The organism is Streptomyces sp. NPDC101151, assembly GCF_044768335.1.
GTDB lineage: Bacteria > Actinomycetota > Actinomycetes > Streptomycetales > Streptomycetaceae > Streptomyces.
Map to the genome: position 1 here is coordinate 191,117 of NZ_JBIWPP010000014.1, position 26,241 is coordinate 217,357.

Genomic DNA, 26,241 nt, shown 5'->3' on the forward strand with positions numbered 1-26,241 from the left:
CAGGTGCCATGGCAGCCGACGACTCCGGAGAGTTTCAAGCAGGGCAGTCGGGACTTCTCGTGAAGGTCCCTGAGGCGGAATCCGCAGTTCGAGCATGGCGTGACCGGCTGGACCCTTCGGCCCGCGCGGGTATCCCCGCTCACGTCACCGTGCTCTTCCCGTTTCTCGGGGAAAGCCGTATCGACAGCGATTCCCTTGCTGCCATCGGCGAGGTGATGGGACGTCACCAATCCTTCGAGGCACGGTTCGAGCGGTGCGGGCGGTTTCCCGGGATTCTGTATCTCGTCCCCGAACCAGATGCATCGTTCCGCCGCCTCACCGAGGCGATCGCGGATCGATGGCCTGAGACCCCGCCGTTCGGCGGCAGGTTCGACGCCGTCGTTCCGCATCTGACTGTTGCCCAGGGGCAGGACGATGCCGTCCTTGACGAGGTCGCCGCCGACCTTCGCGGCCGGCTTCCCGTCGTTGCCCGCGTATCGGCGGTCGATCTCTTCGTGCACGACGGAACACGGTGGCAGGAGCGGGCGTCGTTCGCGCTCCGTTGACGTCGCTTTCGTCGGTCGGCCAGCCGGTGCTCGGCGGTCTCTACTCGGTTCCGCGGTCCAGAACGCGGCGGGCCGCCTCGGCCTCTGCCGCGGGCGGGGACAGCTCGTCGAGGGTGTCGAGCTCGTCGTCCGATTCCAGTTCCCGTTCCCAGGCAGCCGCGAGCTGTTCCTGTTCCTCGCGCGGCTTGGCGCCGATGGACTCCCGGTGTTCCGGGTCCAGGGCCGCCAGAAATCGTCCGACCGGGTCCGTCGACATGCCGTGCTCCTTGTCACCGAAAAGGGTGCCCATTGCGGCCCAGCATGGCCAACAGGTGCCGTACCGGACGGCCGACACGGCCTGTTGCCACCCGGATGGCCCCCGTCACCCATTTGCCCCGTTCCGTGCGCGCACCGTGGTGCAGCTGAAGGAGGAGCGCCGCCGGCCCGCTCGATGAGTTCGTACATCTTGCTACGCGTGAGCTTCTCCCTGCTCCCGGGCGTCGGGCCGGTTCGTTCGCCCCCGGCTGGCCGGGTCAGTCCTCTTCCATCAGATCCAGGTCCGGCGGGACCAGCGTCGTCGACTCCACCAGGCCCTTGAGCAGGTTGTGCAGCAGGCTGTTGTCCGAGGGGCGGCCGGCCGACGTGTCGTGCATCAGCGGGTAGGGGAATCCGGTGCCGTGCAGGCGCCGGCGTACCGCTTCGATGCGGTACTCGACCTTGCGCTCGCTCCAGGCCTCCTCAGGACGGAGGTAGCCGAGCTGATCGGCGGCGCGGCCATAGCTCAGCGGGCGCGGGTCCTCCTCGTACAGCAGATAGCGCTGGCCCAGCACGACCAGCAGCAGCCGCTCGTCCTCGTCCAGCGGCCATCGGTCGGGTGCCACGGTGTCGGCACGGCGACGGGAGACCAGGCCCTGGTCGTCGTGGCCCGTCACATACAGCTCGACCAGGTGCTCGCGGTAACCCGACCCCTTCACGAACAGCGGGGTGTACCCCGCTGCGAGCGGTACCGGCTCGCTGCTGCTGTGCAGCATGCGGCCACGCGGCAGCCGTAGCAGCTGCTGCCCGGTGTTCATGAGCCACCACTGTCGTCTGCGGTACGTCAGCTCGCCGTGCCGTCGGCTGACCCGTAGATCGTCCACTCCGACGCCCAGATCGACCTCGGGCCTCTCGCCACGGCCGAAGCGCACGGTCAGCCCCGGCCGCGGCGCCATCCTGATGCCGCCGGTGACGGTACGGGCGTGCAGGGTGCCGGGCCCCGTCGGGGCGACACCGCGCGCCAGGCTGTCGGAGAAGTGCATCGCCGGTCTCCTCGGGTGATGGCGCCAGGGCCTGTCCCCTGGTGAGGCGAGTACGCCCTGCCATGGTGCGCCCATGTGTTCGGGACCCGTCCCGACGGTGTGCCCCTGGAAAGACCGTGGAACGCAAAGAGCGTGAGAGGTCCATGCAGTGCGGGCGCAAGGCAAGTGGTGAGGGGCAGAGCAATGCGGATGGGTGCGCACCGGAGCGTCGTAGCCGTACTGGGCTTGTTCCTGACGGTGTCTCTCGCAGCCTGCGGGGCAGGGGCAGGGGCAGGGGCAGGGGGCGGCGGCTCGGTGGAGGGGGCCAAGTCGCCGTCCTCGTCGGCCGTTTCCTCACCGGCCCCGTCCGTCTCTCCGTCCACCGCTCCCTCCGTCCCGCGGTCCACTTGGGCCGCTTCTCCCGGTCCGGCATCCGCCGCAGGACGGGCTGCCGACGGTACCGACGTCGGTGCTTGTTTCGACGGGCGCTGCCAGATCCTCGTGACGAAGCAGCCGACGAGCATTCCGGTCGATGTCCGGTTCGGCGTCGGATCGCTGGAGGTCACGAGCATCACGGCGAGCTCGGTGGTCGTACAGGCCTCGGGCAACGGCGTGTTCCTGGCCACTTCGGTCAGCAAGGGAGGCATCAGCAGCCTGAACGGGCTGAGCTTCCGGGTGGCGGAACTCCACGACGGGAAGGTCGTACTCGATCTCTTCCCGAAGAAGTAGCCGGCTCGGAGCGGGTGGCCCGGATGCGCGTGCACGTCATGCCCCTAGTTCCGCTCGAGTCGGGCGACCGCCGCGGTGGCCAGCTGGGTGGCCAGGCGGCGTAGTGCTGCCGCCGACGTGTCGCCACCGACCGTCAGGTCGAGCGTCTCGACCGCCGTGCCGCCGTCCTGGTTGGTGAAAGGGCGATGGGCCACGCTGATCAGGCACGTGTGATCGCCGTCCGCGTCCGGCTCGACGACGGCGGTGCGTCCGCCGACGCGGGTGAACGTACCGTCGGACGCGCCGAGCGGTTGTCCGCGGTCGAAGCGCAGATCCACCCACAGTGGGCTGGTGGTGCTGTGCCAGCGGCAGCCCCAGTTGCCGAACGAGACGTCCGGGTGGTCGGCGTCGATTCCGGGTACGCCCTCCAGGACGCCCGGCGGGAGCACGGCGCAGGCGTCCTGGTGGATCAGCGAGTCGGCCGGCAGGGGCGTACGGCGCGTGATCTTGCCGTGGCCCAGGACCTGCAGCGCGTGATCGGTGGCACTGTCGGCCATCACGCACAACGGTGCCTTGTCTACCGCCTCTTGGCCGTCCTGTTTGGCCTGGACCACGATGCGGGTGTCGGGATCGGTGGTGGGCAGCAGGTCCTTGACGCACGTTGTGCCGTCGTCCGCCTCGTCCACCACCGCGATGCCGTGTACCGTCCGTTTGGGCGCGGACAGCTCCGAGCCGCCTCCGTTCTCGAACAGGATCTCCACGTCCACGGGGTCGCCCTCGCCGGTGTCCACCAGGACGTCGCAGCGGTCGAAGTTGCCGTAGGCGGGGTCCAGGTCCACCTCCCCGAACCGTCCGAACACGGACGGCTCGACCAGTGCACAGGGGTCGGCCGTACGGTGGTCGCCCCAGAGGAAGGCGGTGTGCCCCGCCCGCGTCGAACTGCCGTCCGGGGGCACCGCGGTGTCAGGACCGCCGGCCGGCATCCGGGCCACCAGGACGACGACGGCGCTCAGTACGGCGGCCGATCCCACCCCGAGGAGAAGGTTCCAGAACCGTCCGATCCCGGCCACCGCGCCCCGCGCCGTTCCGGCACAGCCGCTGAGCCCGCCGGACAGCGGTTCAGGCGCCGACCCGCCTTCATCCGCATTGCTCGGCACCGGCGCCGGCAGCGGATCCTGTGGCCCGGCGATCTCGCGGAGCATCTGGCGGGCCTCGACAGCGGTCGGCCGATCCTCGGGGTCGCGGGCCAGCATGGCCGGCAGGACGCTGCTCAACACGGCCAGGTCCGGGGCGAGTTCGACCTCTCCGCGGGCAGCCTGGCGGGCGATGACGTACGGGTCGGCGTCCGTGGCCGTGGCGTCGGGGCGTGGTGGCCGGCCGGTGACCAGGCGGTGCAGCGTGGCGGCCAGGGAGAAGACGTCCGAGGCGCGCTCGGGACGGCCCCGGACCACTTCGGGCGCGGCGTAGTCGGGGGTGTAACCGACGGTGTGCTTCGGGGTGATGGTCTCCGCGCCGCCGACCCGGCAGGCCGCGCCGAAGTCGGCGAGTTTGGCGAGACCCTCAGGGGTGACGACGATGTTGCCCGGCTTGACGTCGCCGTGCACGAGGCCCTGTGCGTGCAGTGCGGTCAGGGCGTCGGCGATCTGGACACCGACGCGGGCGGCGCGTTCGGGCGGCAGCAGCGGCCGGTTCTCCAGGCTGCCCCCGGAGACCCACTCCATCACCAGCCAGGACTCGCGGTTTCCCGGTCCGCGGCCCAGCCGGCGCGACCCCCCGGCGGGTAGCGCGAGTACGTCGTGAAGAGTGACGACGTGGGGATGGCCGAAGCGGGCCAGGGCGCGCGCCTCGGCCTCCAACCCGTCGAACAAAGCGGCCTCGTCCGCCGGGAGCAGCCGCTTGAGGACGACATCGCGCGGCAGGCGTTGGTCACGTGCCAGCCACACCTCGCCCATGCCCCCACGCAGAGGACCCCGCGTGAGCCGGTAGCGCCCACCCACCGTCGTTCCCAGGCGCACCGAGACGCCCCCTCACCCACGCTTCGGAAAACCGCTGTCTGCGGCAACCGAACGTAGTGGGTTACCGGGGCGTCACCGAGCGCTTTCACGCGATGTTCGCGTACATCATTCGTGCCGGCCGGTGCGCCGTAGTCGTGCGGGGGCGGACGGCTCACCTTTTCGCGCCACCCGGCGGCCGAACATGACGCCCACCACCACGCCGACCACCGCGAGCGCCACGGCGCCCAGGGCCGGCGTGCTCTCCTCGATACCGTCGAGAGCCCCGGTGAGCAGCAGGACGAGGAACAGCACGAGGCCGACCACCATCACACCGCCCCAGGCCGCTACGCCGGCCAGGACCGCGCGCTGCCCGTTCATACGGCGCCGCGTCCTGGCCATCTTCTCGACGACCTCCGGCAGGGCCACCCAGTCCTTGCCCCGCAGCCGCTCCCAGAGCGCCCGCAACTCCACCACGTCCTCGTTCAGCGCGAACACCGTCTTGCTGTTGATGTGGGGAAGCAGCATCTGGCGCCCGTCACGGTCGTAGAGCACGACATGCTCCGCGATCACGCCGGTGTCCACGACGGCGGACGGGTCGGACTGGACCTCGATGGCCTGGATGTCGGGCCACGCCGTGCTGCGCGCGCCGAACGGCCGCTTCACCGTGATGCCGTCCGGTCCGGTGAGGGTCGCGATGCGACCGGCCGCGATACGCATCAGGAGGAACAACAGGAGGAGGACGGCGGGAAGCCCGAGCAGCAGCCACAAGGGCGCGCCGCCCCGGGACAACTGCGCCAGCCCGCCCATGATCCCGACCAGTCCCAGACTGGGCACGGCCAGCCCGCCCATGCATCCTTCGGGAGCCCGGTACTCGGGGAAGTGCACGTCTTCGTCCATCGTCATCGTCTCTCGCCCGCCCTGAATCGCCTGTCCGCGCCCCTGCCTCGACCGGCCGGGACGCGGCCACACCGTAGGACCGGGCGCACGGGAGGGGTCCCGAAGGTCCGCGGCCCTCCGGAGGAAAGGGGCCGGCGATGCTGCCCCGATTGCCACTCCTGGGGTTGGCATGCAGGCCGTAGCAGACGGTGGCGGCGGACAGCCGGGTGTCTCAAGCATCGCACCGGCAGAAGGTGTGACAGTGGGACCGGTCCGGGAAGGTGCCGGCGCCCGGTCGCAGCCACGGCGAGACGTCCACCCGCACCATCGGCCGACAAGGCTTCACTCGGTGGGCGCGGTGGGGCGTGCACCGTCAATGCCGGCGCTGACCGAATGTTCAGCTCAGGTCGAGCGGCTGGCCGATGCCCAGCATGTTCCCCTCGCTGTCACGGAACCAGGCGCCGCGCGCTCCCCGTGCGCCCGGTGCGCGCGTGCTGAGGTAGTTCTCGACTTGTACGACTCCGTCGTGCGTCCGCGCGCCGCCGTACACCGAGGGAAGGTCGAACTCCTCGAACACCACACCGCGTCGCTTGAGTTCCGCAACGACCGCCTCGATGTCGTCCACCTCCCACGACATCTGCGTGAAGGTCCCGGGCGAGTTTCCCTCGGACCGGAACACCTGGAACTCCGCCCCTCCGCACCGATACAGCAGCCCGCCGGGGGCCTCCTCGGCGGGCTGCAGACCGAGTTGCTCGGAGTAGAAACGGCGTGCTCGGTCCAGGTCCTGGGCCGGAAGCCTGGTTGCCACCCGGCCTCGAGCCAATGGGTTCCTGTCGTCTCCGTTCATACTCCCAGTGTGAGGTGATCGGTGGCCGGAGAGGCGCAGGCACGAGGTGCCTGTCACGGCGACGACGTCGCCACAAGCTTCGACGGCTCGATCGAGTCCCCCACGGCATCAGTGGTCACTGCCCGGACAGACACAGCCGATCAGCTGACCAGCGCGTCAAGAGCCGCGCTCCAGCAGCCCGGCGAGGCCTTACGGGGTCACAGCCCGCCGACAGTGGGGAAGTTGCTCGACGGGATGTAGTGGTTGGCGAGGCCCGCGTCACGGTCGTGGCGGGGGCGACGGTGCGCCTCGGGGTCGCCGTACTTTGTGAGACGGCGACGGCCGGAGACGGTATCCCGGATGAAGGTCGCGGCTTGGGTGAGTAACGCGTTCATGATCGTTCCCCTGTGTAGGCGTGTTTCTTACTGGTGAGCATGCGCCTGTGACACGGGTGTCTACACCAGCTTTGAGCGGAACTTGAGCAAGCAGGGGGCTGGGATCCACACCCGGCGTTCGAATTGCGGCTGGGGCCAAGTCGGACGGCTTGCGGGTGACCGCATCCCGAAGCCGGTTCGTGTCGCACCCGGAGCAGCTCGCCGTGGGCCGGCCAGGTCGTAGACCAGGCGGCCGTGGCGGCCTGTGGCCGGCGCCGCCCCAGTAGCCTCGGCAATGCCCTCGGCACCGACGAACGGCGTGCGCCCGTCACCGGTGCGCAAACGGCCGGAAGGCTCCGACTTCGGAATCAATCCGCCCTACAGCACGCCCAGTGCAGGGACGCCGATGTTGAGCGGCCCCAAGCCGATGGGATCCGCAGGGCTGTACAGGGCACCCCCGGTGGGCGACCCGTCAGGGCCGGCACCCGTGGGCGGGGCCGGAGCCTGCGTAGGGTCAGCAAGCAGGCCACTCACCGCGACTGAATCGACACGAGGAGGGGCTGCCGACGAGTTGGGCGCGGATGCACCGAGGCCGCCAACAGCGAGAAGCGTGACAGCCGCGATCCGGGAAGACTTGAGCATTCATATCCTTCGAAGCGTCATGCCGAGCATGCGGAGTTTCGGGGCCGCGACGGTGCGATACGTGTGGCGGACATCCGAGCCGCACTGCTTGCCCTGCGCACCCGACGGCAACCTCTACGACTGGATCCCCGACGCGCAGAGCCCGAACAACGCGCGCGTCATCGTCGTCGCCCACGACCACACCGGAGCCGCCGAGTACCGGGATGGCGCGACGCCTGGCTCGGACCGTATCTTCGGCAGCAACGCCCTGAACATCTGGTACGCAACCAACTACGGCGAGGTCAACTCCGATCACCAGCAGCACAGCCCTTGATACGCCTGCATCGACGACATCAAGTCCTGGTCCAGCCACGAGTCGGCCGTCGACGGGCAGGCAGCCTCGCCCGGACGGCGCCGTTCGTGGTGGACCAGGGACAGGTCACTTGAGGTAGCCGAGGATCGTCATCATGCCGCTTTCCGAGTGGTACTGGTTGTGACAGTGGAGCATCCACAGGCCCGGGTTGTCGGCGTCGAAGTCGAGGACGAGTTTGCGGTGGGGGAGCACGATCGTTGTGTCCTTGCGCGTGCCGGCGGAGTCGATGCCGGCGAGCGCGAAGGTGTGACCGTGCAGATGGAGCGGGTGCCACATGTCGGTGGCGTTGATGAGAGTGAGCCGCACCCGTTCCCCGGCACGCACGGGGTGGCGCTTGTGCACGTCGTAGAGCTGGTGGTCGAAGCCCCAGTCGTACTTCTTCATGGTGCCGGTGAGCCTGATCCGCATCTCGCGGTCGGGCTCGCGCTCGTCCAACGCCACGGACTCGTCCGGTTCGAGGCGTCGTGCGGGCACGACGCGCCCGTTCAGTTCGTCCGGGCGGACGTTTCGCCCGGGAATGGCTCGTCCCGTGTCGGTGCGCAGCACGGCGAGAGCCTGGCCGTTCTTCCCCTCGGCGAGTGCGACCAGCGGGAAGACGCCGTCCTGGGCGGTGACAAGGACGTCGTACCGCTCGGCCATGCCGACGAGGAGGGCGTCGGTTTCTGTGTGCTCCACGGGATACCCGTCGGTATGAGTGACGGTCATGGTGTGGTCGCCCAGCGCCACCCGGAATGCGGTTTCGGAACCCGCGTTGATGATGCGTAGCCGGACGCGCTCACCCGGGCGGCACCGGAACACCGGGGGATTGGCCGGCAGTCGGCCGTTGGCGAGGTAGTACGGGTAGGCCACACTGCCTCCCTCACCGTCGAGCATGCGGCTGTGGGAACGGTGCAACACCCGAGAGGGGCCTGCCGGCCGGCGGCCGGGTCCGGGACCCATGGCCATGCCTCCGTCAGCCATGGAGGTGCCTGTGCCGGGCTGGAGTTGGTCGAGCACGCCTACCGGGGTGGAGCCGTCCACGCCGTCGACCCAGTCGTCCAGGACGATGACCCATTCCTTGTCGTAGGCGAGGGGTTCCCTGGGGTCGTCGACGATGAGCGGGGCGTACAACGCACGGTCGGGCTGGAGTCCGACATGGGAGTGGAGGAGATAGGTGCCCGGGTGGGAGACGGCGAAGCGGTAGGTGAAGTCGGCCCCCGGGCGGATGGCGTTCTGCGTCACGCCGGGGGCGCCGTCCATGTCGCAGCGCAGCCGCACTCCGTGCGCGTGGAGCGTGGTGGTGGCCGGCAGTCGGTTGGCGAGGGTGAGGTTCAGCATGTCACCGGCGGTGACGCGCACCACCGGACCGGGCAGCGTCTCGTTGTAGGCCCAGGTCCGGACGGTCCGCCCGCCCAGGTCCAGCCTGGACGGGGAGGCGGTGAAGGCGAACCTGCGCACGGGACCGGTACCGCGTCTCCGCTCGGCGGCAAGGACCTCCGGACCCGACGGGTCGACATATCCCTGGGTCCCTGACGGGCCGAAGTCGTTTCTGAGGGCGGTCCCCTCGGGGCGGTGGTACGGGCGGAGAGTGAAGTCGGTACGGGCAGGCAGGAGTCCGGCGCCGGCCGCAGCGAGCGGGGCACGGAGCAGGGTGCGCCGCGAAGGTGTGTGCATGGCTGCAATAAGACACGTTTTGTGGGGAGGTGGTGGGAAATACGGCGTTGCACGCCGGTAGTGTCGGCCTCCGGTGCCCCAGTCGGCGGTCGGTGCCTCTGGCCGCGTCGTGGAACGCCGGCCTGTCGAGTCTTCTCTCAGTCCAGCGGGCCTTGTTCGGCCTTCTGGACGCAGCGAGTCGATCGATTGCCCTATTGTCGGACTGAATTGCGAAGGAGGCGGGGGTTGTTCGCCTTCGGCTCCAAAGGGCTGGCCGGCTGGTGAGGCCAGCCCCGAGGTATCCGAGGACACGGTCCGTCGTGGAGGGCTCCTGATCAGGCCCCATCCGGCTCTAACGGGCCTGCTTGATTGCGCCAATTCGGATATTGGTGATACCAGGCATTTCCGCAGTCTCACTGCTCTGGATATGCGACCGAACCGGATATGTGATCGAGAGTGCGATAGTCCGATCTGCAGGTCTTGCTTTATTGCAGGGCGCGGTGGCGCTGCATCGGATCAGTTCAGATCAGCCACTCACGCCAGGGGTGACCAACTTAACACCCGCTGCGCTTGACGCGATTTTCTTTATCAGCCGAAAAAATCAATGGCATGTTCGAGGCTAGACTCCCGCCGAAATCAGCAACGAGGTAAAGGAGACTGGTTTGTCGACCAACGATTCCAGCGTGTCCTCGCGGACCGGCGGACTGCTGCTGCTCGGTGGGCCGCCGGGCGCCGGCAAGTCCGCCGTCGCCGAAACCCTCGCTTCGGCTGCCGAGCGGCCAACGGTCCACTTGCACACGGACAGTCTCTACATGTGGATTCGCTCGGGCTTCGTTCCGCCCTACCTTCCAGAAGCTCAGCGACAGAACGAGGTCGTCGTCAATGTCATGATCAACACGGCGTGCGCGTACGCGCGCGGCGGATACGACGTCGTCCTGGACGGCATCCTCGGTCCTTGGCTGCTGGAGCCTTTCCGCAAGACCTGCCAAGAGGGCAACCTCGCACTCTCCTACGCCGTCCTGCGGCCGAGCCTCGACGTGGCCCTCACGAGGGCAACCCGGCGGGAGGGAAGGCAGCTGAAGGAGATCGACCCCATCGTCGGCCTGTACGGCGCCTTCGAGTCCCTGGGGCCGTTGGAGAATCACGTAGTCGACTCGAGTGACCAGACGGTGGAGCAGACCGTTGCAGACGTCCTCGCCGGACTTCGCGCCGACCGCTTCGCCCTGGTGGCCGCAGAGCAGTGATCAGGGCAGGACCGTGTGCGGTGGTGCTGCAGGCGTCATTTCAGGTGCCAGGTGGTGGAGCGGATATCTCGGCAGCAGCGCAGGATAAGCGATCGGCTGTTCTGCCAACCGCACGTGATTTTGTACCAAGCGGGGTCGTGCGAGGCATGCGGCGTCATGCCGGTATCTCAGGCTCCGCATAGTGACGCAGATAGTCACGCAACTCCGGATCGAGCTCGGACAGGTCACCACCGTTGAGGGCACACCAGAGGCGGTTCTCGATCCAGAATCGGTGAGCGAACTCCTCGAACGACGGTGCGCACCAGAAGATCGATGCCCACTGTTCCTCTTTGTCATCCGGATTGGTCTTCGTCTCTTCCCCATCGCGCCGTGCCTCGTGCTCGTACTCGTAGTCGAGATGGGAAAACACCACGAACGCCTCGCCTGAAGGGCGGAGGCAGAGATACCAGAAGACACAGTCCTGCTGATCCCGCAGGAACCGTACGAGGAAGGCACCAGGCTCGACCGGACTGGGCAGCGGATCCGACAAGTCGGTCCAGCAAGAGGTCACGGAAACCTCGTCCAACGAGAGGTACAGATTCGAGCCGGTCTGGAAGGTGACGAAGTCGTGCGGCAGCGTCAGGTTCCTGGTAGCCAGGCTCGCTGCCAAGCCGTTGAGCTTCGTGACCTGTTCGGGCACAAGCTCGCCGGAACCACCAAGCCATTGAAAGGCTCCTGTGAACTCGGCGGAGTCGAGCGGAGGCAGACTCGCGTACGGGTAGTACTCGTAGGTGTAACGGCAGGCCCTGTACTCACCAAGGTCAGTGGCGCACCACGCGGAGTCGAAGCCGGCCGAGGACACGTCGGACTCTGATTCGCCAAACACCGGAATCCCCTTGATCAACGCGCGAAGTTGTCGGTCGCCAGCATCGCACCGCCCACTGACAACCCCTTCGGCAAGTGACCCGGGCAGCCTGTGCTGTTGCGGCGAGCCGTGCTGGGCGTGCAGCGGTCGATGAGTCAGGCGGTGACCGATCCCAGGTACGTGGTCAGGGCGCGGTGCCGGGTCTGCCTGATGAGCGGTGCCCCGGGGACACCGACCGCGGCCTCGTCCACCGTCCGGATCGTCATGTCGGCGTCGGAAATCCCCACCAGGCGGAGCCGGTGCACGGTGAGCGTGCCGGTCTTGTCGAAGCAGAAGGTGTCCAAGCGGCCCGGCTCAGTGCGTCGAACGTGCGCGAGGTACGGATCTGCACTGCGCTGCGGCTCATGCGCCGGGCGGCCGGCCGCCGGCCGGTTGGGCGACTGTGGCCACCAGCGGCAGGTGCTGGGGTACGGCGGCGGGGGAAGGAGGCGTGCGCGCGGCGAGGCGGAGGGTCCCGGCGGCCCTCGGTCCGGTCGCCGATGTCGACCACCAGCGCCCGAGGGTTGCCGGCCACCACGCTGGTGCCGTTGAAGACCATGCAGGTCCGGTCGGGAGAGCCCGTTCGTCGGGCAATCGCTCGACGCCCCGGACGAGCGCGTTCAAGTCGAGGCACCGACGACGGGCAGGGTGTCCAGCAAGGACCCTGGGATCCCTGAGGCTGCGGAGCTGACGGTGAGGACGGGGGTGAGCGTCGTGCAGCTCGCGGGGTACGGCCTGGCCGAGCTGTAAGGTCCAACGGGCCGGGATCGGGGCCGGGGCCAATTCCAGGTCCATGGCGAGGTGCCGGACGGGGGTGCGCACCGTCTTGTGGGCAGGGCCGATCACCCGCTCGAACACGGAGGGTTCGCAGAGGGTTCGGCGCAAGACGTCCCCTCTGCAGCCGACAGGCAATGGGGCGCGCAATCCGGATTTCCAACTCTCCGCACTCGAGGAAGCGCCCGGATCCGCGGGCGGCGCGCCGTCCCGTCTGCTGCCGCCCCGGACCTTCTGGCTGCCGCCAGCCGGGTGGCCTGCCCGCGATGCCACGGACAGTGAGCAGACGACGGGGAACCCATCAGGCGTGGCCGGGCAGTCCCGGCCACTGGCCGAGGTGAGAGGAATGTGAGCATGGGGCACGGCGGAGACGCGATTGAGGAGCTCATGGCCGACCACCGGGAGGTGGAGGAGCTCTTCTCCCGGATCGAGGAGCTGCCGACCGGGGACAGTGACCTGCGTGGCCTGGTGGACGAAGTCACCATCGAGCTTGTGCGGCATTCGGTCGCGGAGGAGCAATACCTCTATCCGGCCGTCCGCGAGTACATCGAGGGCGGTGCGGCACTCGCGGACAAGGAGATCGCGGAACACGCCGAGGCCGAGAAGCTCATGAAGGAGCTGGAGCACCTGAGGGTCGACGACGCGCAGTTCCATCCGACCCTGCAGATGCTGATGGACGACGTCAACGCTCACCTCCACGACGAGGAGAACCAGCTGTTCCCTCGGTTGCGCCAGTCATGTACGGCTGAAGCACTGGACGACCTGGGTGACAAGATCCGCCGGGCCAAGGCCATGGCCCCCACCCGTCCGCATCCTTCCGCCCCCGACACGCCGCCCGCCAACAAACTGCTCGCACCGGGAGCGGGGCTGGTGGACCGCGTGCGTGACTTCGTCACCGGCCGCGGCAGGTCCTGACCCGGAACACGGGCCGGGCGGCCCCACCCGCGCGACTGTGACGTACCTCCTTGTCGCAGACCAGGGAGGTCCGCATACGCTCATGCGTCATGCGCGACAGCGCGGCTGGCTCACGCACCACAGACGGGCACCGGGCGCGCGTGAAGGACGGTTCACATGCCCAGTGATCTCTCGCCAGTCATAGCCGCCGCCACACGCTGGCTGCTGACCGCCTTCCCGGCGGCAGCCGGCGCCATGAATTACGCACTGGCCGAAGCCCAGGCACGGCAGGCAGCCACCATCGCGGCAGCTCTGCGCTACCCCACGACACTCGACGTCGAATTGCTGAACCTCCTCGGCCCCGGAGGCTCCGGACGGCTGGACGCACTCACCGGAGCCGACCAGCACCACTCGGGAGAGACGGAACACTCCTGGCGCACCTGGGTCGACGAAACCGTCGTCAGCTGGGCGGCGAACCTGCTTGCCGATCCCGACCTGGCCACCACCGCGGAAACCGCCTTGTCGGCCACGGAACACGGCGCCAGCACCGTGGGGGATGTGCGTCGGCTGACCATGCCCAGTCCACGCGACCACGACGCGGCGCCCCTGCTGCGCCACCCTGACCTGCTCGCACCGGTCGGCAGCGTGCACCGCACGACTCTGCTCGAACTCCTTGGATCCGATACGGCCGGGGCTTGATCGCGACGAGTCTGCCGCGCGAGCGCGACCAACGCATCGGCGAAGGGAGCGTCTGGCGAAGGGAGGCGTCTGGCAGGGGAAGTCTGACGAAGGGGGCGTCTCGCGAAGAGGCATCTGGGCTGGTCGCCGCAGCCGTGGATCTCCGCGCAGTCAGCCAGGCGCTGCGCATGCTCGCGGGACGGACCCGCGCCGATCGAACCCCTACGGGGTCAGCGCGTCTGGGCCCTGCGGGTACCGGCCCAGGAGGCCTCTCACGTGCTGAGGAGCCGGTTGAAGAAGGAACGGTAGCGGCGCAGAGCCCCGCGCAGCTCCTCGGTGCTCACACGCTCGCCCTGGCTCCATTGGCCTTCCAGATCCTTCTTGTGCTGGGCGAAGGTGGCCGCCAGGGTCTGCATGACGTCCGCCACCAGGGCATCGGCGTCGTGCACAGCATCGCGGGGGTCGTCCACGAACTTGCTCTGGATCTTCTGCCAGCGGTCGCGGTAGCCGCGCTCCTCGTCGTCCGTCAGCAGCTGCGGAGCCTCGCCGTCCGAGGAGCCCGGGACGTCCTCGGTGGCCGAGGCGTCCGTGGCTGCTGAATCCGCGGTTGTCGAGTCCGAGGCCGCGGCGTCCGCATCGGTCACACCAGCGGACTCATCGCCCGGGCGGCGCTCCGTCTCGGCCGACGCGGTGCTCTCACCCGGATAGATCGGGGCTCTCGACGAGGTTTCCTCCCCTTCTCCTGGTGTCCCGGCGGCGGTGCCGGACGGCTGGGCCAGGTCCTCGGTGGAGAGGGTGCCCGTCGTGCGATCCGTCTTCTCGCTGTGCATGGTGTTCCTCCATGCGGGTCGTGGTCGGCGTCAGGCGTGCGCGTGCCGCGCCCGGCCTCCGCCGTCGGAGAGCAACTCGTCGAAGAGGGCGCGGTAGTGCACCATGGCACCCCGCAACTGCTCGGTCGTCGCCCGGCTGTCTGTGCTGAGGGACTCCACCTCGTGGGCGGCACGGTAGTGCTCCAGGGTGCGGCCGTGCTCCACCGAGAGATCCTTCACCTGCTGCTCGAATCCCTCGGTCGGGTATCCGCGCTCATGCATCAGAGAGGTCACCAGCTGGTCCGCGTCGTGCACCGCGTCCACCGGCCGGTCCACGAACTCCTCCTGGACACTGCTCCACCTCTGCGTGTAGCGGCTCCGCGAGACGGGGGACAGCGGTTTGATCTCCAGCGAGTCGTGCCGCCTCTCACGAGCCTTGAGCTCACGCTCGGCGGCCAACCGGCCGTCGGATCCCTCGACCGTGCGCTCGTACTCCGGGCCGAATCGCTCTCGGAGGTGTCGGCGACGCATCATCAGTGAAACCGCTATTGCGGCCAGGGCGACCACCACCACGATCGGAATGATGATCGCCAGAAGGGTTCCCGTGGACATGGGAGCACGCTCCTCAGGGAGTAGTGACACGCACTCCACGGGTATCCACACCCATCATTCGTACACATTTGCGGCATAAGGGGCAGTGCGGCCGCTTCTGTGACTCGGTCTTGACGGGCAAGGCCGCAGGTCCTGCGTCGCGTATGCAACCGGGAGCCCCGGTCGGCGCAGCGATCACCCTGCGTTTCGGCTTGGGTCGGCTTTCCCCTGAGGCGACACGTGGGGCGACGGCGGCTCGACACGGCCGCGGACCGCTCGGGCCCGTGGCCGCGGGGCCGGCGGGATCGGGCAGTTTTCGAGAAGCGTCGGCGCCCGAGCCGCGCCTACTGTCGACGGCATGACTTCTATCGGCTCTGTCATCCTTGAGGTGGCCGACACCACGGCCGCCGCCCGCTTCTACTCCACCGCCTTCGGACTGGACCCGTCCCAGGTGAGCCTGCGGGCCTCGGAGGCCCCCACGACTGGCTTCCGCGGATTCACCCTGTCGCTCGTGGTGTCCCAGCCGGGTAACGTCGACGCCCTCGTCGGCGCCGCCCTGGACGCCGGCGCCACCACCCTCAAGCCTGCCTCCAAGTCGCTGTGGGGCTACGGTGGCGTCGTCCAGGCCCCGGACGGCACGATCTGGAAGATCGCGACGTCGAAGAAGAAGGACAGTGGCCCGGTCACCCGGGACTTCGACGAACTCGTCCTCCTGCTGGGGGTCCAGGACGTCAAGGCCAGCAAGCAGTTCTACGTCGAGCAGGGCCTCACTGTGGGTAAGAGCTTCGGCGGCAAGTACGTCGAGTTCGCCGCCGGGGCGGGCCCCGTCAAGCTGGCCCTGTACAAGCACCGTGCTCTCGCCAAGGACGTAGGCGTCCCCGCAGACGGAACCGGATCGCACCGTCTGGCGCTCTCCAGCGCCGCCGGCCCGTTCAGCGACCCGGACGGGTTCGTCTGGGAAACCGCTACACCGCTGTCCGCCATCGCCTGAGCCGGGTCAGCTCTGTCTGCGGGACAGCCGGACAGGCGCGCCGGAGGGGGCGGCCTCCGTGCCCCCTGAGCACGGTGGTCATGCGGAGGTCTTGGCGCAATCCGCCACCGGGATACGCCGGCGGGTACGGACGAGCATCGACGCACCACCGTGCCCGCCGCTCGTGCGGCGGTATGCAGAACGGCTGCGAGGGTGAGTCCTTCTGCCGGCTCGGCACCGGGAGGACATGCCGTCGCGACGTACAACGTGAGGGCGGCTCCCAACCCCTCCACGCGAAGAGCCACCCCGACTCCAGCCGGCGGAGCGTTTGGGGGTCCGGGCGGGGCAGCCGATTGGGGCAGCCGGGCGGGCCGACCGCGCTTGCCCGTCCACGTTGCAGTGGAGGCGGTGAGCGCCCACAGTCCCCAGACTCCGGTCAGCAGGAGCACGTTGACGCGTACAGCCGCTCCCACGCCTCCTCGGGGGCCCAAGTCAGTACCCGAGGCTCGCGGGAAGAGCGTCGTCAGCGGGACGTCGTCGAGGGCACCTCGACGACCACCAGCGGAGCGCGTTCATCCGTATCCGTTTGAGCACTTGAACGAGTGTGCGGACAGTTCGGGAGTGGCGGCCGGAGTGAACCGGCATCAGCCGTTTCCTTTCCTGCTGCCTTGCCGGGCCTACGTCTTGGAACGACTTCGGCTGAGCGGGCTTGGGGCGGGCCTATCGGTGCCGGGCAAGCCTGATGCGCCCTTCGCGCCTATTCGTCCCATTTGGGCAGCAGCTTCGGGTCCGACCGCTCACCGCCCATCGACACACCCGCGGAAATTCCCTCGCGCTGCGGCCGGAACAGGCTGAGACTCGTCTCATGGCTGACATGGGGGCGTTCCGAGACTCGGTGACCGCGTGGGCGGCGGGTGGTCCAGGCGACCCCGCGTACGAGCTGGCCGCGCGGCTGGCCGTCCGGGCGGCCGTCCTGCTCGAAGGGCCGAGCGACGTCGCGGCGGTCAACGCGCTGGCAGCGAACCGCGGTCGGGACCTGGCGGCCGAAGGGATCTGCGTCCTGTCGATCGGCGGTGCCATGAGCATCGGACGCTACGCCCGACTCCTCGGTTCACCCGGCCTGGACCTCCGCCTCACCGGACTGTGCGACGAGGCGGAGCGCCCCTACTACGCACGCGGCTTCGAACGCGCCAGTGCCGCACAGCAAGACTTCTTCGTCTGCGCGGCGGATCTGGAAGACGAGCTCATCCGCGTGCTGGGCGTGACACGGGTGGAGGAGCTCATTCGGGCGGAAGGCGACCTGCGTGCCTTGCAGACCTTCCTGCGCCAGCCCGCACAGCAGGGCCGCGCCCCACAGCAGCAGTTCAAGCGCTTCCTCGGAACGAAGAAGGGGCGCAAGATCCACTACGGCCGCGTCCTCGGCGAGGCCCTTGACCCCGACCGAATCCCAGCCCCACTCGACGGCCTGCTCTCCACCCTGTGACCGTTGGGCGACGCCGATTCCGGCAGAAACGAAGCGCATCCCTGATCGCGAACCGTTGCCGCAGCTCAGCATGCCTGATGGCAGAATCTTCACCATGACTGCGCCACAAATACTGGCGGAGTTCGGCCGGACGTCCAGGATCGGGCCGATCGGCTGTAACGCCGCCTTGCCCACATTGGTGGAGGCGTTGGGGCAGCCCTTCGTCGGTGACCCCGTGTACAGCAAGTCCCGCTGGCCGCGCTGGTTCGGCTACGGCAATCTGCAACTGGTCGTCTGCCAGTGTCGGTTGGTGGTCCAGGTCATCGTCCCGGTGGGGCGCGGGGAGATCGAAGTTCCCGACGCGGACACGCACACGATGGTCAGCTATCCGTCGGACGTGACGTACTCCCAGTTCACCGCAGCGTTGGACGCCGTGAGGTGCGACTGGACCCGGGGGCAGGACTTCTCCGGGCAGTGCACCGTGGAGACCGAGGCGGACGGGGTCCGGACCGAATTCGTGTTCGTCACCACCCAGGGCTACGACGAGCCTCCGCTCGCGGACCCGGTGCTGAACAAGGCCGTCTCCTCCTCGTTCCACGACTGCCCACCCATGCTGCCGGGCCAGGAGGGCGACGGCTTCAACGCAAGCTGAGCGCGTCGGTACCCAGCCTGACCACTTGTACATGCAGGCGCTGACCTGGCTATTCACGAAACTGCGGCCAGAACCTTCACATGGGCCGGATGCGCTCATGCTCCGCATTTGAATCGGTTGTTGATGATGACTGGTGGCTGAGCCTCAAGAGGCGGACCTCACGGCCGTGGAGCCGGTTGTGGTGATGTCACGGCTTGTGGAAGTCCCGTTGCGCGGCGCTCACATCTGTACCCACGGGCATGTCCCGGGTGCTCGTCCGTCCCTGGGGGCCGTTCCCCCGGCCCCCAGGGGTCCCACTGAGGTCAGAAGTTGAGGAGGCTGCTCTGCCCGACGGCGTTGTTCATTTCGCAGAAGTTCGCAAAGGTGTATTTCCAAGAGGTGCGGGTGCCCTGCCAGACGCCGTCGACCGTGACGGTGATGGGGGACCACAGTCGCGTGCAGGCCCGGCCGGGCGTGGCGGACAGCAGGGAGCCGGGCCGGCCGTCGGCGGCGCGCAGGTCGGCGCAGGCCCCGGTAGGGTTGGGGTGGGTGCCGCTCGCGCCGGGCATGCAGCTCAGTGTGACGGCACGAGCTGCGGTGTCGGTCGATCCTCCGGGGTGGGAGACGGTCAGGACCAGTGCCGAGGGCGCGTACAGACCGGCCGGCGCCGCGGTGGCGGTGACCGAGGTCGCGATGAGTGCTCCGCCGACCAGCGCGGTGGCGGTGGCGGCGGTGGCGGCGAAGCGCAGGTTCGTGCGCATGAAGGCTCCTTCAGGAGGGTCGGGGCTTTGTGGGCCGGGAGCAGCTTCGCCTGAGCAACGGGGCAAGGCCAGTTGACTGACCATGTTTGAGACGTGCTCGATCTGTGTGCATGCTGTGAATGTCATACGTGCAGGTCATGGGGCTGTCGCACCCTGTGAAGATCTTCATTCAGGTCAAGTAGGTGTGAATTCGACTAGTCTTGACGAGGTGAAAGGCCAGGTCGCGATGGTCGTCACACCGCACAGAATGGCCGGAAGTCAGGGCGTGCTGCCGCGTCGGCCACAGCACCCCGTCCATGACACGCACCGACCCTCCGGGTGCGGCCGGCGCCGCAACAACGCCGCTGGACACCGGGATTGACCCCGTAATCGAGCGTGGGTGACGCCGGCCTGTGACCTGACTTACGTCACGGGGTCACCCTGCGCGGTCCGGTGACACCCCCGTACGAAGTGCTCTGTGGGCCGGCAGCCACGCGGAGAAACTGCTGCGGTGCAGCGCACTCACCCTCGGCCCTTCGGCCGTCCACGGGCACCAGGGCCACCGAGACCGGCAAGCATTCCTGCCGCACGAGGATCACGATCAAGCATGTTGCCGGCCCGGCACGGCAGGAGCCCCGGGGGCCTGTGCGCCCAGGGCTCCTGTCTGTCCGACGGCCGACGGCCGACTGCCGACGGCCGGCGGCCGGATCAGGCGACGGTCAGGACGATCTTGCCGGTGGTACGGCCCTGCTCGCCGATCTCGTGCGCCTTCGCGGCCTCGGCCAGCGGCAGGACGGTCTCGATCACCGGCTTCAGCGCGCCACGTTCCACCAGGGCGGCGATCTCGCGCAGACCCAGGTGGTCGGGCTCGACCAGCATCCACACGGCCCGCACCTGGTCGGGGGTGGCGGGGACGTCGTCCGGGCCGGGCAGGGTGATCAGCCGGCCGCCGTCCCGGAGCACCTGCACGGAGCGTTCGGCACTCTGGCCGCCGAGCCCGTCCAGCACCACGTCGATGTCGGACACGGCGTCCTCGAACCGGACGGTGCGGTAGTCGATCACCTCGTCCGCGCCCAGCTGTCGCACCAGGTCGTGCTTGCCGGCACTGGCCGTGCCGATGACGTACGCGCCGCGGGCCTTGGCGATCTGCACGGCCAGGTGGCCGACGCCGCCGGCCGCCGCGTGGATCAGTACCCGCTCACCGGGGCGCACGTCAGCGGTGTCCACCAGAGCCTGCCAGGCGGTCAGCGCGGCCAGCGGCAGCGCGGCCGCCTCCGCGTGCGTCAGGCTGGCCGGCTTGGCGGCGAGGTGGCGGGCCGGGGCGACGACGTACTCGGCGTAGGCGCCCGCCTGCCGCGGGAACAGCGGCATGCCGAAGACCTCGTCCCCGGGGCGGAACATCCCCACGCCGGGCCCCACGGCCTCGACGGTGCCGGAGACGTCCCAGCCGACCGCCGGGACCTCGCCCCACTCGATGAGGGCCCCGCCTGCCCGGGTCTTCCAGTCCACCGGGTTCACTCCAGCCGCGTGGACCCGCACCAGTACCTCGTTCAGGCCCGGCTCGGGGCGCTCGACCTCGCGCTCGACGAGCACCTCCGGTCCGCCCCACTGCTCCACGACCACCGCACGCATGCTGTCCGCCTCGCTCTTCCGTCTCGATTCTGCTCGCCGCCCGGGCGGTCCCCGGTGCGACGCAGTCCACGATCCGGCACCACCGCCCACGATGGTATTGGCCGTACGGCCACTATGTGACAGGATCTGGCCATGAGCGAGATGTACAGGCCATGCACCGAGGGAGAGCGGGACCAAGCGGAGCAGGTGCCCGGGCGGCACCGGATCGCCGTGCTCGCCCTGCCCGGGGTCCCGCCCTTCGAGCTCGGCATCCCCTCCCGTGTCTTCGGCAGCGTCGTGGACGCCGCCGGCCGCCCGCTGTACGAGGTCACTGTCTGCACCGCCGACGGCGCCCCCGTGCTCAGCGACGCCGGCTTCACCGTGCAGCCCGCTGCGGGCCCCGAGGCCCTGGCCGCCGCGGACACCGTGATCGTCCCGCCCACGCACGCCATGCCCGAGCTGGGCCGCGGCGGCCCGCTGCCGCCCGAGGTCACCGCGGCCATCGCCCGGATCCGGCCCGGTACGCGGCTGGTGTCCATCTGCACCGGCTCCTACGTCCTCGCCGCCGCCGGACTGCTCGACGGCCGGCCCGCCACCACCCACTGGAACCTGGCCCCGGAGTTCCGCCGCGCCTACCCCCAGGTCAAGGTCGATGAGGAAGTCCTCTTCATCGACGACGGCGACGTGCTCACCTCCGCGGGCGTCGCCGCCGGCGTCGACCTGTGCCTGCACATGATCCGCCGCGACCACGGCGCGGCCGCCGCCAACCGGGCTGCCCGCATGTGTGTCGTACCGCCCTGGCGGGACGGCGGACAGGCCCAGTACATCGACCGCCCGGTCCCCGAACCCACCGTCGCCACCACCACCGCCACCCGGGCCTGGGCCCTTCAACACCTGGGCGAGCCGCTCTCCCTGGACCGCCTCGCCGAACACGCCCGGATGAGCCTGCGCTCCTTCACCCGGCGATTTCGCGACGAGGTCGGCATGACTCCGGTGCAGTGGCTCACCGCACAACGCCTGGAACTGGCCAAGCAGTTGCTGGAGACCACCGACCTGTCGATCGACCTGGTCGCACACCGGGCCGGCTTCGGCTCCGCGAACTCCCTGCGCGCACACATGAGAACGGCCTTCGGCGTCTCACCCGCTGCCTACCGTCGCACTTTCAGCCCCAACGACCTCGTCAGAAACCACGGCTGATGGCACATCAGACTCCACCCGACCGGTGTACCATCGATCGCTGGACGAGCAAGGACCACGACAACGGCGTACGCCAAGCGCCCCGATGGAACCGGAACAGATCGCGGGGCTGCGCACCAGCGTCCCGCAGGACCAGGCGTCCGTGGTCGCAGAGCACGTCGACGGAGCCATCGGTGTCGACACCCACCGCGACACCCTGGCGGTAGCCGCCATCAGCCCGTCAGCGCAGTCCGGGAGACCACCGACGCACCCGCTCACGCCCGGCTACCAGCGTCTGCCGGACTTCGCCCGACAGCATGTGCCCGGACGGCGCTGCTGGGCACTCGAAGGCACCGGCAGCTACGGTGCCGGCCTTGCCTGCGTCCTCGAAGACTCGGCACGTCGTCCTCTGGATCTGCTGGCCTGAACATAGGCCCAGGGGCGACGAAGTCCCCGTCGGCCCCAGGCCTGTGGCTGTGCGGGCTCGGGCCGGTGTGCGGGTTCTGGCGGCCATGGGAGTTCCGGCAACGAGGGTGCTGCCTCGCCGAGCCGGCGGACTCGTGCCGCGTGTGGTCCGTGTCCACATTGCCGTTCGGCGTCCCGGCGACGGGCCGGCGAGCAGGAGACCTGCCGAGTGGTCCGGGGCGTCCGGAAACCGGCGTAGCAGAACGCGGAAGTGGTCGCTTCAAGCAGGCTTTTGCTGTTTCGGTCCGTCAGACGGCTCGGGTGCTCCTGAAGACAACTGTGCGGTCGACCACGTGCACCATCTATGGTTTCGGCATGCGGCGCACGGATGTCACGCAGGACGACGGGACCTGGACGGGCCTGTCCCTGGAGGTACAGTCACGTCGCCAACCGGGTCTCTGTCTGTTCACCGCCGAGCGGCGGCTCCTTCTTGCCCAGCAGTCGAGGCCCGTGCTCCTTGCCACTGTCGACGAGGACGACTGCGGGGTGGAGTTCAGGCGCACTGATGTCTACCGCTCTTTCGTCCCGCCGTTGCGTGCCGAGACGGGACGAGCCTTGGCCGGCCGCCCGGATCGCTGGGCATACCGCTTCGGGCAGTACCTGATCGATTCACCAGGCAGCCCTTTGCACGACGGCCGATGGCTGCTGTCACGCGAGAGCCCGCTCCTGCGCTGGAACCACGGCCGTAGGACGCAGGCGGAGTATTGGAAGTCGATGGTGATCGAGGGCCATCCGGACGGATACATCGACTGGTTCATCCATTCCGGCTCGTGGGAGATTTTCCCGCTGCGTCCCATGCCCGATGCTGGCGACGGCCGAGTGAAGGCGTATCGCAAGCAGGCCCGTGACGGTACGCTCCCGCCCGTTCTGTTGTGGTGGGTGAGTGGCCTGGACTGCCACCTGATTCTGGACGGTCACGCGCGACTCGCCGCGGCGATCGCCGAGTCGACCGCGCCCTCGCTGCTGCAACTGCACCGCACTGCACCCAGCGATGAGGTAGTGGCGGGCACCGAGCAGGCAGTGCACCTCTACGAGGCCGAACTGGCGCGCTTCGCCGAGCTCCGCAGCGTCCATGGCACCGCAGTCCCAGATGGTGCCGCCATCGCAGGTCCGACCCTCGCCCGCCATCTCCAGGAACTGCGTACGGCACAACAGCCCACCTGGGCCTGGCCGCTGCCGGGCGGCGAAGCCCAGTGGCGCCGCGTCGCCCTTGAGGCGGACCGAAGAAATGCGGTTTCCGAGGTGACGAAATAGCGGCCACCCTGCTCTCTGCCCCGGGCCAGGGGCCCTGACCGGGCAGGCTGTTGCCTTCGTGCAGATCCTCACTGAGCACCAAGCCCCACGGGGGTGGCTCAATGCACCGTCCACACCGCAACGACGACCTGCCCGGCCTCCGCACCCTCGCTGCTGACGTTTACCGCGACCGTGACGCAGTCAGCGTCGGCCTCGCCCTGCCTTCAAACTCCGGCGTAGTCGAAGGGCACGTCAACCGGATCAAGATGCTCAAGCACTGAACGTTCGGGCCTACCGGCTTTCAACTTATCCCGAAACGAGTGCTTCTGGCTCCGTACTGCCGGAGCCCAAGGTTCCGTCAGCCAGCGGCACCCGCAGCCTTCAGATCATCCGCGGTCAGCAACGACACCAGGCCGATCCCTTCACGAGCAAGTGCCTCGGCTCCACCCTGCCCACGGTCGATGACGCACAGCGCCTCGCGGATATCCGCGCCCAGAGCGCGCAGTTCAGCCGTGGACAGCACGATCTGTCCGCCGCTGGTGACCACGTCCTCGACGACCAGGACGCGCCGGCCCACGACGTCCGCACCCTCCGCCAGGCGGCATGTTCCATAGGGCTTGGCTTCTTTGCGGACGAATGCGCAGGGCAGGCCCGTATGCCGGCCCAGGGCGGTGACGACAGGTATCCCACCCATTTCAAGGCCGGCCAGCACCTCCGTCTCCGCCGGCACGAGCGGAGCCATCTCCTTGGCGATGGCGTCGAGGAGAGCGGGATCGCCTTCGAAGCGGTATTTGTCGAAGTACTCCGTGGCCGTCTGGCCCGATCGGAGGACGAATTCGCCGGTCAGATGAGAGGTGGCATGGATCTGGCGAGCCAAATTTGAAGAAGTCACAGGATCAAAGTGTCCCATCCCGCCGGACCGCCCAGCGGGGCAGGGCCGCGCCAGTCTGGTCGACGTCCGGGAGCCTGTCACCGGGAAGGCAGCCCCTGCTGCCGGTACTTGATCAGCTGAATCGCCCGGTCACGAGCGCGACCTTCCCCCGAGTGGGCGCAGACGACATGGCCGGATTCTTCCTTCGACAGTGAAGTACGCGATCGGCGTCCGGGCCACCTCGTGAGCGCGCTGCCCGCTCAGAACGGCGCTCGTAGCAGGGCCGTCGCACTCCCATGGCATCACTGGCCAGGGGGTACCGCAACGGACGTGGGGGAGGCTCGGAAGCTGCGTACCCCGGTAGCCAAGGCGACCTCGTAGCTGAAGGAGATGCGCTGACCAGGCCCTGAGAGAACCGCGGAGCCGGCGGTCAAGGTCACGGCGGTCATCGGCTCGTGTGTCCAGCCCTCGACCTGCAGGTCGGAGACTCCTTTGAGCACCAGCGAGAACTCCATCGCATTATGGCCGTGCTCGGACCGTTCCCCTATGGCGACGGCGGGCGCTCGCCTGCATTGGAAGATCAGTGTGATGGAGGCGTCGCGCTCATCGAGGTGAACGCAGAAGAGGACGAGTTCCGTGAGCGCCGGAGCAGGGTTTCCGAGAGCAGTGCGGATCGGTGTCGGATCCGCCAAGACAGCTGTCCAGTCAGGGGTTGTCATAGAAGGTCTTCCGAGTCGGGTCCGGCAGAGTGGTGGGGAGGCGCTGATCCACGGGGCTGCGGAACCAACGACGGGCACGGTAGGGATCCCCGTCCTCCGCGCGATACGCGCTCACGTGGCTCACCTGCAGGGCGTCGGCGCAGGTGAATTCCAGTTGGACCGCGTCGCCAAGAACCGAGACGCTCAATCGGCGCTGCCCGAGCGGCGAGTGCACCAGATTGACCAACTGCCCAGCGGGAAGGCCTCGCATGTGCAGGTCATCGGTCGCCAGGAACCCCACCTGACATTCAAGGCGATCGCACCCGGCCTCTGCCCACCCTGGCGGCGGGGTGTCTGCGAACCAAGGCAGTTCAATGCGCAGCTTGAGTGTCGGACCATGAGGGCTCAGATGAACGGATCGCAGGGGCACCTGCTCCAGCGGCGGGACCGCCGTGTAGTAATCCGTCAGATGTTCGGGGTTGCACAGCAGGCTGTCCCAGGTCGGGGTGGCGATATCCGTGCTCCTCTGCTCGAAATGACAAGGTGAAGACCACTCTGCTCGGCATTCGGCTCCTCCGGCACACCAGGGTCTCACCCTGTCCGGGGTGTAGCGATGAGCCCGCGGACAACAGGCTCGGCACCGTTCATCGTCGTGCAGGCGTCCTGGGCCGATGCCAGGAGCGCCCGTGCCGCTGCAGCAGCCGTTTCTCCTCCACCTCAGTGACGTCTTCCGGCCAGACCACGCCGACCGCACGGCCGGACACCAGGTCCACGCCTGTCGCTCTTTGCCGCTGACGCGAGGTTCGCGGCGGATGCGCGGCGTCCGGAACCTGCTGGCCGGCGTCACAAAGCCCGGCTCGTGCGGCGAGGGACCGGGGGACGACCGGCATGTCAGCGTCTCGTATGGATCGCGAGCACGGGATGACGATGCACAGTCTGTGCCTGAGGTCGCCGAGACATCGTTTCTCAAGGCGGCTCGTGGGGCTTGAGCCGGTTGCCGGGTATCGGCCGACCGCGGACGGGAGTTCCGCGTTTCATGAGCAGGGTCGTCGGCCGAGGGCGGCAGTGGCCGAAGGCCTTTGCCGGCCCCCGGACCTCCGCTTCCCTCCCTTTTCCGCCTGCAGCAGCCGGGCTCGACGGCGATCCACCGCCACGGCTCAGCAGCAGCTCCCTTGGCCGGGTTCGGCAGGGCGAAACCCACCGCCTAGGGGCAATGCCGTTGCGTTACGGGCTTGCGGGTTGGGGTCTTGTGATGAGGACGGTTTGAGGTCCAGTGCCGGTCGGCTGTGGCCAGGCGCGGTGTTCA

The 26,241-nt window shown here is 68.6% G+C and carries 27 protein-coding genes and 1 pseudogene; 13 read left to right on the forward strand and 15 right to left on the reverse strand.

Annotated elements, in window-relative coordinates; all coding sequences use genetic code 11:
- The first annotated feature begins 8 nt into the window (after positions 1–8).
- Complete coding sequence (locus ACIRU3_RS25505) at positions 9–545, forward strand: 2'-5' RNA ligase family protein (protein ID WP_404060347.1); 537 nt, start codon at positions 9–11, stop codon at positions 543–545.
- Positions 546–585: 40 nt separating this feature from the next.
- Here the strand turns inward: ACIRU3_RS25505 and ACIRU3_RS25510 are convergent, their stop codons facing one another.
- On the reverse strand, positions 586–801 hold the full coding sequence (locus tag ACIRU3_RS25510; protein ID WP_404060349.1) for a hypothetical protein: 216 nt from the start codon (positions 799–801) through the stop codon (positions 586–588).
- Positions 802–1,057: 256 nt separating this feature from the next.
- Positions 1,058–1,822, reverse strand: coding sequence for an FHA domain-containing protein (locus ACIRU3_RS25515; RefSeq protein ID WP_404060352.1), 765 nt, complete (start codon positions 1,820–1,822; stop codon positions 1,058–1,060).
- Between the two features lie 480 nt (positions 1,823–2,302).
- Between ACIRU3_RS25515 and ACIRU3_RS25520 the strand changes: the two genes are divergently transcribed.
- Positions 2,303–2,530, forward strand: a complete 228-nt coding sequence (locus tag ACIRU3_RS25520) for a hypothetical protein (RefSeq protein WP_404060354.1) — start codon at positions 2,303–2,305, stop codon at positions 2,528–2,530.
- Positions 2,531–2,574: 44 nt separating this feature from the next.
- Here ACIRU3_RS25520 and ACIRU3_RS25525 read toward each other — a convergent pair whose 3' ends face one another.
- The 4 genes from ACIRU3_RS25525 to ACIRU3_RS25540 all read right to left on the reverse strand — a co-directional run bounded on the left by ACIRU3_RS25525 (position 2,575) and on the right by ACIRU3_RS25540 (position 6,600).
- Complete coding sequence (locus tag ACIRU3_RS25525; protein WP_404060356.1) at positions 2,575–4,461, reverse strand: protein kinase; 1,887 nt, start codon at positions 4,459–4,461, stop codon at positions 2,575–2,577.
- 168 nt (positions 4,462–4,629) lie between these two features.
- Complete coding sequence (locus ACIRU3_RS25530) at positions 4,630–5,406, reverse strand: hypothetical protein (protein ID WP_404060359.1); 777 nt, start codon at positions 5,404–5,406, stop codon at positions 4,630–4,632.
- Between the two features lie 370 nt (positions 5,407–5,776).
- Complete coding sequence (locus ACIRU3_RS25535; protein WP_404060361.1) at positions 5,777–6,226, reverse strand: VOC family protein; 450 nt, start codon at positions 6,224–6,226, stop codon at positions 5,777–5,779.
- Between the two features lie 197 nt (positions 6,227–6,423).
- Positions 6,424–6,600 (reverse strand): hypothetical protein, encoded by a 177-nt coding sequence (locus tag ACIRU3_RS25540; protein WP_404060364.1) that lies wholly within the window; start codon positions 6,598–6,600, stop codon positions 6,424–6,426.
- A 709-nt stretch (positions 6,601–7,309) separates the two neighbouring features.
- On the opposite strand from ACIRU3_RS25540, the gene ACIRU3_RS25545 reads away from it, so the two are divergent.
- Positions 7,310–7,534: a hypothetical protein gene (locus ACIRU3_RS25545; RefSeq protein ID WP_404060366.1), complete on the forward strand. Its 225-nt coding sequence runs from the start codon at positions 7,310–7,312 to the stop codon at positions 7,532–7,534.
- Positions 7,535–7,639: 105 nt separating this feature from the next.
- Here the strand turns inward: ACIRU3_RS25545 and ACIRU3_RS25550 are convergent, their stop codons facing one another.
- Positions 7,640–9,226, reverse strand: a complete 1,587-nt coding sequence (locus tag ACIRU3_RS25550) for a multicopper oxidase family protein (RefSeq protein WP_404060367.1) — start codon at positions 9,224–9,226, stop codon at positions 7,640–7,642.
- A 641-nt stretch (positions 9,227–9,867) separates the two neighbouring features.
- On the opposite strand from ACIRU3_RS25550, the gene ACIRU3_RS25555 reads away from it, so the two are divergent.
- Complete coding sequence (locus ACIRU3_RS25555; RefSeq protein WP_404060370.1) at positions 9,868–10,449, forward strand: AAA family ATPase; 582 nt, start codon at positions 9,868–9,870, stop codon at positions 10,447–10,449.
- A gap of 154 nt (positions 10,450–10,603) precedes the next feature.
- Here the strand turns inward: ACIRU3_RS25555 and ACIRU3_RS25560 are convergent, their stop codons facing one another.
- Together ACIRU3_RS25560 and ACIRU3_RS25565 are read right to left on the reverse strand one after the other, a co-directional pair.
- Positions 10,604–11,332, reverse strand: coding sequence for a hypothetical protein (locus tag ACIRU3_RS25560; protein WP_404060373.1), 729 nt, complete (start codon positions 11,330–11,332; stop codon positions 10,604–10,606).
- A gap of 200 nt (positions 11,333–11,532) precedes the next feature.
- Positions 11,533–12,109, reverse strand: a pseudogene (locus tag ACIRU3_RS25565) (hypothetical protein); the annotation flags it as partial.
- 351 nt (positions 12,110–12,460) lie between these two features.
- Between ACIRU3_RS25565 and ACIRU3_RS25570 the strand changes: the two are divergent.
- Positions 12,461–13,021 (forward strand): hemerythrin domain-containing protein, encoded by a 561-nt coding sequence (locus tag ACIRU3_RS25570; RefSeq protein ID WP_404060375.1) that lies wholly within the window; start codon positions 12,461–12,463, stop codon positions 13,019–13,021.
- Positions 13,022–13,177: 156 nt separating this feature from the next.
- Positions 13,178–13,699 carry a hypothetical protein gene (locus ACIRU3_RS25575; protein WP_404060378.1) on the forward strand — a complete coding sequence of 174 codons (522 nt, stop codon included), beginning with the start codon at positions 13,178–13,180 and terminating at the stop codon, positions 13,697–13,699.
- Between the two features lie 251 nt (positions 13,700–13,950).
- Here the strand turns inward: ACIRU3_RS25575 and ACIRU3_RS25580 are convergent, their stop codons facing one another.
- Positions 13,951–14,508 carry a hypothetical protein gene (locus ACIRU3_RS25580; protein WP_404060381.1) on the reverse strand — a complete coding sequence of 186 codons (558 nt, stop codon included), beginning with the start codon at positions 14,506–14,508 and terminating at the stop codon, positions 13,951–13,953.
- Between the two features lie 30 nt (positions 14,509–14,538).
- Positions 14,539–15,099, reverse strand: coding sequence for a hypothetical protein (locus ACIRU3_RS25585; RefSeq protein ID WP_404060383.1), 561 nt, complete (start codon positions 15,097–15,099; stop codon positions 14,539–14,541).
- 337 nt (positions 15,100–15,436) lie between these two features.
- Between ACIRU3_RS25585 and ACIRU3_RS25590 the strand changes: the two genes are divergently transcribed.
- From ACIRU3_RS25590 to ACIRU3_RS25600, 3 genes are all read left to right on the forward strand, one after another.
- Positions 15,437–16,069 carry a glyoxalase gene (locus tag ACIRU3_RS25590; protein WP_404060386.1) on the forward strand — a complete coding sequence of 211 codons (633 nt, stop codon included), beginning with the start codon at positions 15,437–15,439 and terminating at the stop codon, positions 16,067–16,069.
- A gap of 844 nt (positions 16,070–16,913) precedes the next feature.
- The gene (locus ACIRU3_RS25595) at positions 16,914–17,531 is read left to right on the forward strand and encodes a TOPRIM nucleotidyl transferase/hydrolase domain-containing protein (RefSeq protein ID WP_404060389.1); all 618 of its coding nucleotides are present in this window, start codon (positions 16,914–16,916) and stop codon (positions 17,529–17,531) included.
- A gap of 94 nt (positions 17,532–17,625) precedes the next feature.
- On the forward strand, positions 17,626–18,162 hold the full coding sequence (locus ACIRU3_RS25600) for a hypothetical protein (RefSeq protein WP_404060392.1): 537 nt from the start codon (positions 17,626–17,628) through the stop codon (positions 18,160–18,162).
- A gap of 302 nt (positions 18,163–18,464) precedes the next feature.
- Here the strand turns inward: ACIRU3_RS25600 and ACIRU3_RS25605 are convergent, their stop codons facing one another.
- Together ACIRU3_RS25605 and ACIRU3_RS25610 are read right to left on the reverse strand one after the other, a co-directional pair.
- Positions 18,465–18,902, reverse strand: a complete 438-nt coding sequence (locus ACIRU3_RS25605; protein WP_404060395.1) for a subtilase-type protease inhibitor — start codon at positions 18,900–18,902, stop codon at positions 18,465–18,467.
- A gap of 687 nt (positions 18,903–19,589) precedes the next feature.
- Positions 19,590–20,513, reverse strand: coding sequence for an NADP-dependent oxidoreductase (locus ACIRU3_RS25610; RefSeq protein WP_404060398.1), 924 nt, complete (start codon positions 20,511–20,513; stop codon positions 19,590–19,592).
- 132 nt (positions 20,514–20,645) lie between these two features.
- Here ACIRU3_RS25610 and ACIRU3_RS25615 point away from each other — a divergent pair, with 132 nt between their 5' ends.
- The 4 genes from ACIRU3_RS25615 to ACIRU3_RS25630 all read left to right on the forward strand — a co-directional run bounded on the left by ACIRU3_RS25615 (position 20,646) and on the right by ACIRU3_RS25630 (position 23,647).
- Positions 20,646–21,689 carry a GlxA family transcriptional regulator gene (locus ACIRU3_RS25615; protein ID WP_404060401.1) on the forward strand — a complete coding sequence of 348 codons (1,044 nt, stop codon included), beginning with the start codon at positions 20,646–20,648 and terminating at the stop codon, positions 21,687–21,689.
- Between the two features lie 85 nt (positions 21,690–21,774).
- Positions 21,775–22,095 carry a hypothetical protein gene (locus ACIRU3_RS25620; protein WP_404060404.1) on the forward strand — a complete coding sequence of 107 codons (321 nt, stop codon included), beginning with the start codon at positions 21,775–21,777 and terminating at the stop codon, positions 22,093–22,095.
- Positions 22,096–22,448: 353 nt separating this feature from the next.
- Positions 22,449–23,387, forward strand: coding sequence for a hypothetical protein (locus ACIRU3_RS25625; RefSeq protein ID WP_404060406.1), 939 nt, complete (start codon positions 22,449–22,451; stop codon positions 23,385–23,387).
- Positions 23,388–23,488: 101 nt separating this feature from the next.
- Positions 23,489–23,647 carry a hypothetical protein gene (locus ACIRU3_RS25630; protein ID WP_404060409.1) on the forward strand — a complete coding sequence of 53 codons (159 nt, stop codon included), beginning with the start codon at positions 23,489–23,491 and terminating at the stop codon, positions 23,645–23,647.
- A 77-nt stretch (positions 23,648–23,724) separates the two neighbouring features.
- On the opposite strand, the gene pyrE is transcribed toward ACIRU3_RS25630, so the two are convergent.
- Together pyrE and ACIRU3_RS25640 are read right to left on the reverse strand one after the other, a co-directional pair.
- Entirely contained in the window at positions 23,725–24,258 is a 534-nt protein-coding gene (gene pyrE, locus ACIRU3_RS25635) for an orotate phosphoribosyltransferase (protein ID WP_404060411.1), read from the reverse strand.
- Positions 24,259–24,942: 684 nt separating this feature from the next.
- Positions 24,943–26,136 carry an Imm50 family immunity protein gene (locus ACIRU3_RS25640; RefSeq protein WP_404060413.1) on the reverse strand — a complete coding sequence of 398 codons (1,194 nt, stop codon included), beginning with the start codon at positions 26,134–26,136 and terminating at the stop codon, positions 24,943–24,945.
- Between the last annotated feature and the right edge of the window lie 105 nt (positions 26,137–26,241).